Raw genomic sequence first — 7,079 nt, 5'->3', positions numbered from 1 at the left:
CCAGCGCGACGGTGATCGTGCTGTCGCTGATCGAGTTGGGTGTATGGGCCACGTCGTCCGGTCAGAGCATGCTCGGGGTGCATCGTTGGGTGTGGTTTGCCCTGGCCATCGCCACGCTGATCGTCGCACCCTTCGTGTCGAGCGAATCTCGTTGCACTGCAGGCGGTCCAGAGGTCGCCACACCCCAGCCCAGCCGGTGGGCCAACCTGCTCGTTGCGGCACTGGCTGTAGCGATGGCCGCCTACCAGCTGTGGCTGGTCACAAGGCAGTTCGACGACAGCTTGCATTATGTCTCGAACTTGACGGACCTGCTGCCGACTTCGCCGAGCGCGACATGGGCGCTGGCGATGGTGGAACCACCGATCGCCGCCGCAATCGCGGCACTGACGCTGATTCTCGGTGCAGTGCTGATCTCCTTCGATGCCACCGCCGGCCGGTACGCCGTGATCGCCGGTTGCATTCTCACGGTGGCGCAAGGCATCTTCGGCTGGACTGATCTGGATCGGCTCTTCTTCGAGATCGGAGCCACCGATCTGACACCGATCTGACACCGATCTTCGCCCCGCGTTCGGCGTCGGTGGTGGTGCTCACGCTCACTGTGCCGGTGGTGACCGCGGTACTGGCGGCGGCACCACGACCCTCTAGAACTTGACCGGCAGCCGCGCCCATCCGCGAACGCTGGACGTGTGGGCGCGGAAAGCGTTGGGGTAGTCCACTTCCCAGTCTGGCCACCGCTTGAGCACCTCCTCAAAGGCCACCCGGGCCTCCAGCCGGGCCAGTGCCGACCCCAGACAGAAATGCAGGCCCTGCCCGAAGCTCAGGTGTCCGCCGGTGCGGTGGATGTCGAACCGGTCGGGATCGGTGAACTTCGACTCGTCACGATTGGCCGATCCGTTGAGCAGCAACATGTACGAGCCCTCGGAGATGGCCTGCCCGTAGTGCGCGACATCCTGGGCGACATACCGGGCCTGCACCGGTGACGGCGGTTCGAAACGCAACGTCTCCTCGACCGCGTTCGGGATCAGGCCCGGATCGGCCACGAGTTCCCGGCGTTGGTCCGGATGCTCGCCGAGCAGCTGGCCCATGAAACCGATGAGCCGAGCCGTGGTTTCGCCGCCGGCGCCGGCGATCATCGCGGTGTACGCGAGCACCTCGGTACGTTCCAGCTTGCGCCGGGTGCCGTCGGGTTCGTCGATCTCGGCGTTGAGCAACTCGGTCATCAGGTCGTCGGAGGGATGGGTGGACCGCCACTCGATGTACTCGGCGAACATCGCCAGGGCATCCGCGAAGACCGTCGCACTCACATCGGTGGTGTCGTCGGACAGCGCGATGTTCTTGTCGGTGCCCGCGCGGATCTGCTCCTGCCCCTCCTCTGGAATGCCCAGCAGATAACCGATGGTCCGCATCGGCATGAACGCCCCGAGGTCGGCAACGAAGTCCAGACCGTCCTGCCCGCGAAGGGGATCCAGCGCCTTCGCACAGAAGTCGCGCACCAGGTCCTCGACGGCCAGCATCCGGCGCGGCGTGAAGACTTTCGACAGCAGCCGACGATGGAGATCGTGCAGCGGGGGGTCCTCGAACAGCAGGATGCCCGGCGGAACCTCGATGCCACTGAACAGGATGTCGGCCGTCGTGCCCCGCCCGGACCGATAGGCCTGCCAGTTGGGCAGTTCGCGGGCCACGTCGTCCCAGCGGCTCAGCGCATAGAAGTTGTACTTCTCGTTGTAGTAGAGCGGCGCCTCGCTGCGCATCCGCTTCCAGATGGGGTAGGGATCGTCGTCGATGTCGTTGTCGAACGGGTCGTAGTACAGCTCCACAGCCTGTTGCGTCGTCACCGATCCATATCCCCATCCACGTGGTACCAAATAGTTGTTCCACCGTACTGTGCCGTTCGCTGAGCGGTCAATCACCCGCTCACAGGGTTCTTCCAGTCAAGCTGAGCCAAACCGTCGACCCGAAATCGAGCCGGGCGTCTACTGGGGCGGATTCGCGTGTGCTCACGCCTTGACCCCCGGAGGCCCGCTCCCATGTTCAACCGCCTGTTGCGCACCGCTTTTGCGCTCGCCATCCTCGCCACCGCCGTCTCCTGCAGTGCCAACGGCGACAACGCCGACGGCTACACGCTGCGGGTCGGGGCCACCTCGGTGACCGGTACGCCCGCGGGCTCGCTGGGCTGGGGCGACAAGCAGGGCATCCTCACCGAACAACTCAAATCCGCCGGGGTCGGCAAGATCGAGTACTCGTTCTTCCAGTCCGGTAGCGATGTCGCCTCCGCCCTGTTCGCCGGAGCCATCGACGTGGCGGCCATCGGAGACAACCCGGGCCTGCGGGCCCGGAGTCGCGACCCGAAAGTGGTACTGCTGTCCCTGGATTCGGTGAACGGCGACGCCTGGTTGGTGGGCGCCAAGGGCGGACCCACGGAGATCAAGGGCCTGGTCGGCAAGGACATCACCGCCCCGCAGGGCACGATCCGCGACCGGGCCGCCCGACAACTCATCGATGCCGCAGGGCTGACCGGCCAGATCCACGTGCGCGACGTTCCCACCCCCGAGTCCATCGCCGGACTGAGTTCCGGGAAGATCGACGCGGCAGTCGTGACCGGCGCCAGCGCGGCCGAGCTCGAATCCAAGGGCTTCCCGATCATCGACAGCCTGTCGCGGCACGGCTTCGGCAGCACCGGCACCAACATCGCCCTGCGCTCGTTCACCGACGCCCACCCCGAGTTCATCGGCTCCTGGCAACAGGCCGTCACCAGCGTCAACCGCGACATCACCGAGAACTTCGACGACTACCTGGCCTGGGTCGCGCAGACCGACGACACCGACCTGAAGTTCGTCCAGAAGTCCACCCGCGCCGAGGAGTTCAACACCGAACCGTTCCCCCAGGTCGGCGTGGACCAGCTCGAGGCCGCCTACCAGTTCCTCAACGCCGACGGATCGTTCGACCACGAATACTCGGTCCGGGAATGGGCCGGGGCCAAGTCATGACCGCAGCGACCGTCGTCCAGGCCCCGACCACCCGTCCGGAACTCATCGAGGTCGTCGGTGGCCGTAGCCGACGAAAAGGCCTGTGGGCACGCCTACCTCGACCGGTTCGCCGGCTGGTGAGCCCGGCGCTCATCCTCGCGATCTGGACCGTCGGCTCGATGACGGGGCTCCTCAATACCGACCTCTTCCCACCTCCGACCGAGGTAGCGGCCACCGCGTGGCGCCTGCTCGGCGACGGCCAACTCGCCACCCACGTCGGCGCGTCGGCGGTCCGGGTGCTGACCGGCACGGTGCTCGGCATCCTCATCGGGGTCGCGCTCGCGATCCTGGCCGGGCTCACCCGTACCGGCGAGGACCTGCTCGACTGGACCATGCAGATCCTCAAGGCGGTACCGAATTTCGCGCTGACCCCGTTGCTGATCATCTGGATGGGTATCGGCGAGGGCCCCAAGATCGTGCTGATCACCACCGGGGTAGCGATTGCGATCTACATCAACACCTATTCCGGAATCCGCGGTGTGGACCGGCAACTCGTCGAGATGGCCCAAACCTTAGAAGCGCCACGGCACACCTTGATCACCCAGGTGATCCTGCCCGGTGCGATGCCGAATTTCCTGGTCGGCCTGCGACTCGGGCTGTCCAGCGCGTGGCTCAGCCTGATCTTCGCCGAGATGATCAACACCACCCAGGGCATCGGCTACCTGATGTCACGGGCCCAGACCAATCTGCAGTTCGATGTGTCCCTGCTGGTGATCGTCATCTATGCAGTCGCGGGCCTGCTGTCCTACACGCTGGTGCGGGTACTTGAACGGCTCCTGCTGTCCTGGCGTAACGGTTTCGAGGGTCTGGGAGCGCCGGCATGAGTTCACCGGTCGTCGAGGTGCACGGCCTGCGGCGCGCCTTCGGTGATCAGCAGGTGCTCGACAACCTCGAATTACAGATCGAAGACGGCGAATTCGTCGCGATGCTGGGCCGGTCCGGGTCCGGGAAGAGCACACTGCTGCGGGTGCTGGCCGGCCTCGACGATCAGGTCACGGGCTCGGTGAAGGTGCCTCGCTCACGGACGGTGGTGTTCCAGAACCCGCGGCTGCTGCCATGGCGGCGTGCTCTGGCCAACGTGACCTTCGCATTGCCCGACGCCGGACCCGACGCCCCCAGCCGGGCGGCGCGCGGGCGGTCCGCGCTCGAAGAGGTGGGCCTCACCGCGAAAGCAGGCAGCTGGCCGTTGTCCTTGTCCGGCGGTGAGGCGCAACGGGTTTCACTGGCCCGCGCGCTGGTCCGCGAACCCGACCTGTTGCTGCTCGACGAGCCGTTCGGCGCGCTCGACGCATTGACCCGGCTCAAGATGTACGGGCTGCTGCACGAATTGTGGTCCCGCAGACACATGGCGGTCCTGCACGTCACCCATGACGTCGACGAGGCGATCCTGCTGGCCGACCGGGTGGTGGTCCTCTCGGGCGGGCGGGTATCGCTGGACCGCCGTGTCGGACTGTCCTTCCCCCGCACCCGCAGCGACGACGGGTTCGACGAATTGCGCCATGTGCTGTTGGCCGAACTCGGTGTCCGAGAGGAAGTAGGCCATGACCGCTCCCGCTGACCCCGATGCGCTGGTCACCGATGTCCTGGTGATCGGCGGCGGCCCGGCCGCCACCTGGGCCGCCATCTCGGCCACCGAATCCGGTGCCCGGGTCATCCTGGTGGACAAGGGCTACTGCGGCACCAGCGGAGCCACCGCCGCCGGTGGCAACAACCTGTGGGCCATCGGTCCCGGCCCGCGGCGGGAGGATTCGGTACGCGAGCGTGAGCTGGCCGCCGGCCGGATCACGGACTCCGAGTGGATGTTCCGGGTATTGGCCACCTCGTGGGACCGGCTCGAGCAGCTGTCCGAGTGGGGGTATCCGTTCCCGGTGGGCGCCGACGGCCGTGAGATGCGCAGCAGTTTGCAGGGGCCCGAGTACATGCGGCGCATGCGGCGCAAGGCCCATCGCAGTGGTGTGCAGATCCTGGATCACCACCCGGCGCTGACGTTGACCGCCGACACCGACGGCGTCGTCACCGGCGCCACCGGCATCGCCCGCCAGGACGGCGGACGACCGTGGCAGATCACCGCGGGCGCGGTCGTCCTGGCCACCGGCGGAACCGCCTTCCTGTCCGGAACCTTCGGGACCAACGTCGATACCGGCGAGGGTCTGCTGATGGCGGCCGAACACGGCGCGCACCTGTCCGGCATGGAGTTCTGCACGGCCTACGCGCTGGCGCCCGAATGGGGCGTGCACACCAAGGGCCGAATGCTGCAGTGGGGCAGCTTCTATGACGAACACGGCCGGCCCTTCACCACCCAACGTGGGCTGAGTGGGCGTCAAGACGCGCAGCGGGCACTCACCCGCGGCGAGCGGGTGTTCGCCCGACTGGACCGTGCCCCCGAACACATCCGCCAGACCATGCGCGATGCCCAGCCGAACTACTTCCTGCCACTGGACAAGGCCGGCATCGACCCATTCACGACGGCGTACCCGGTCCGAATGGTCTACGAGGGCTCGGTGCGTGGCACCGGTGGCCTGCGGCTGGTCGGGCCGGATTGCGCGACAACGGTTCCCGGACTGTATGCGGCAGGGGACGCCGCGACCCGCGAGCTCATCACCGGCTCGCTGTCGGGCGGCGGCAGTCGCAACGGCTCCTGGGCAATCGCGTCGGGCACCTTCGCCGGTCGGGGTGCTGCGGAGTTCAGCCGCACCCGACGGGTCGAACCGGCTGCGGCGATACCGCCCACGGGGCGGTCACGCTCCGGTGCGCCGACCATCGACGAGGTGGTCGCGGCGGCTCAGTCGCATGTCCTGCCGCCACAGCGCAGCTATCTGAAATCAGCTGAGCGGCTTCGCCAATCGGCCGGGGCACTGGAGACCCTCTGGCGCGACATCGCCGACGGTCTCGCCCCGGTTCCGGCACGCGCCGTCTACAAGCAGCGCCAGGCGGTCGCCATGGTGGCAGCTGCGCGCTGGATCACCGCCGCCTCTCTGGCCCGGCCCGAGACCCGCGGCCTGCACCGGCGTGAGGATCTGCCCGAACCGAATCGCCGCTTCGAGCACCGCATCCTGGTCGGCGGTCTCGACGACGTCTGGACCACCCCTGATCCCGTTGCCCCGCAGCTCATCTCCTCGGAGGCCGTGGCGTGATCGAGATCGTCAGCACCACCGCGTGCATCAAATGCGACGTCTGCGTGAAGGTGTGCCCCACCGACGTCTTTGACCGTGGCCCCGACGGCGTGCCCGTCATCGCCCGCCAGTCCGATTGCCAGACCTGCTTCATGTGCGAGGCCTACTGCCCCACCGATGCGCTCTATGTCTCGCCGGTCTCGGTGCCCGTCGGCGCCGACAGCCCGCACGCGACGGAATCCGCCGTCGCCGAAGCAGGCCTGCTCGGCGGCTACCGCGAGATGGTGGGCTGGGGCCGGGGCCGCTCCCCCGGCTCCCGACTGGACCAGAATCCGGTGTTGACCTCTGTTCCACCTCTGGCCGAGCCACGACTGGCCGCTCCCGCCGTGCTCGCAGACGGACCCTGGCATCATCAGGGACATGCCTGACGACGTCACTCCTGATGACACCGATGCGGCGCCGCCCGAGAACAAACTATTGCTCCGGGGAGCAATCCTGTTCGCCCGCCTGGCATTGGCCACCTCGTTCCTGTCCGCCGTCGCCGACCGGTTCGGTCTGTGGGGACCGCCGGGCACGCCCAATGTCGGCTGGGGGAACTTCGAGTCCTTCACGGCCTACGTGCATGTCCTGGCGCCCTACCTCCCCGGGGCGCTGGTCGACATCGTCGCGTGGGGTGCGACGGTCGTCGAAGTCGTCCTCGCCGTGGGGCTACTGCTGGGCATCGCCACGCGCTGGGCCGCTTTCGCCAGTGCGGCAACGTTGCTCATCTTCGGTGTCTCGATGTTCGTCTTCGCCGGATTCGAGACACCGTTCAGTGCGTCCGTCTTCACCGCCGCCGCGGCGGCCTTGCTCGTCGGCTCGGCACCGTCGGCACGCAGTCCTCGTTGATTCTGCGAGCACGGCGCAAAAGTACGACAGACCTACGCCGTCAGCGCAGATC

General features: G+C 67.3%; 8 protein-coding genes. 7 read left to right on the top strand and 1 reads right to left on the bottom strand.

Annotated elements, in window-relative coordinates; all coding sequences use genetic code 11:
- Window positions 1-548: hypothetical protein (locus A5779_RS34170; protein WP_165609846.1), on the top strand; the 548-nt coding region annotated here is incomplete at its 5' end.
- A gap of 93 nt (window positions 549-641) precedes the next feature.
- Here A5779_RS34170 and A5779_RS30260 read toward each other — a convergent pair.
- Window positions 642-1,835, bottom strand: coding sequence for a cytochrome P450 (locus tag A5779_RS30260; protein ID WP_064887385.1), 1,194 nt, complete (start codon window positions 1,833-1,835; stop codon window positions 642-644).
- A 192-nt stretch (window positions 1,836-2,027) separates the two neighbouring features.
- Between A5779_RS30260 and A5779_RS30255 the strand changes: the two genes are divergently transcribed.
- From A5779_RS30255 to A5779_RS30230, 6 genes are read left to right on the top strand one after another with little or no spacing between them, the layout of a single operon-like run.
- Window positions 2,028-2,987, top strand: coding sequence for an ABC transporter substrate-binding protein (locus A5779_RS30255; RefSeq protein ID WP_064887384.1), 960 nt, complete (start codon window positions 2,028-2,030; stop codon window positions 2,985-2,987).
- On the top strand, window positions 2,966-3,850 hold the full coding sequence (locus A5779_RS30250) for an ABC transporter permease (protein WP_064887383.1): 885 nt from the start codon (window positions 2,966-2,968) through the stop codon (window positions 3,848-3,850). Before A5779_RS30255 ends, A5779_RS30250 begins: the two co-directional genes overlap by 22 nt.
- Window positions 3,847-4,584, top strand: coding sequence for an ABC transporter ATP-binding protein (locus A5779_RS30245; RefSeq protein ID WP_064887382.1), 738 nt, complete (start codon window positions 3,847-3,849; stop codon window positions 4,582-4,584). Before A5779_RS30250 ends, A5779_RS30245 begins: the two co-directional genes overlap by 4 nt.
- Window positions 4,568-6,160, top strand: a complete 1,593-nt coding sequence (locus A5779_RS30240; RefSeq protein WP_064887381.1) for an FAD-dependent oxidoreductase — start codon at window positions 4,568-4,570, stop codon at window positions 6,158-6,160. Before A5779_RS30245 ends, A5779_RS30240 begins: the two co-directional genes overlap by 17 nt.
- Window positions 6,157-6,567, top strand: a complete 411-nt coding sequence (locus A5779_RS30235; RefSeq protein WP_064887380.1) for a 4Fe-4S dicluster domain-containing protein — start codon at window positions 6,157-6,159, stop codon at window positions 6,565-6,567. The genes A5779_RS30240 and A5779_RS30235 overlap by 4 nt, the downstream gene beginning before the upstream one ends.
- The gene (locus tag A5779_RS30230; RefSeq protein ID WP_082941912.1) at window positions 6,560-7,027 is read left to right on the top strand and encodes a DoxX family membrane protein; all 468 of its coding nucleotides are present in this window, start codon (window positions 6,560-6,562) and stop codon (window positions 7,025-7,027) included. The genes A5779_RS30235 and A5779_RS30230 overlap by 8 nt, the downstream gene beginning before the upstream one ends.
- Window positions 7,028-7,079: the final 52 nt, after the last annotated feature.

The sequence above is a fragment of the Mycolicibacterium peregrinum genome (assembly GCF_001665625.1).
Taxonomy (GTDB): Bacteria; Actinomycetota; Actinomycetes; order Mycobacteriales; family Mycobacteriaceae; genus Mycobacterium; species Mycobacterium peregrinum_B.
The sequence above is the reverse complement of the archived record's forward strand: the minus strand, read 5'-3'. Positions and strand labels throughout refer to the sequence as shown.

Bases quoted from the DNA above. Each gene is read 5' to 3' on its own strand.
- A5779_RS30230 (WP_082941912.1), top strand. From the start codon at position 6,560: ATGCCTGACGACGTCACTCCTGATGACACCGATGCGGCGCCGCCCGAG.
- A5779_RS30255 (WP_064887384.1), top strand. From the start codon at position 2,028: ATGTTCAACCGCCTGTTGCGCACCGCTTTTGCGCTCGCCATCCTCGCC.
- A5779_RS30240 (WP_064887381.1), top strand. From the start codon at position 4,568: ATGACCGCTCCCGCTGACCCCGATGCGCTGGTCACCGATGTCCTGGTG.
- A5779_RS30245 (WP_064887382.1), top strand. From the start codon at position 3,847: ATGAGTTCACCGGTCGTCGAGGTGCACGGCCTGCGGCGCGCCTTCGGT.
- A5779_RS30250 (WP_064887383.1), top strand. From the start codon at position 2,966: ATGGGCCGGGGCCAAGTCATGACCGCAGCGACCGTCGTCCAGGCCCCG.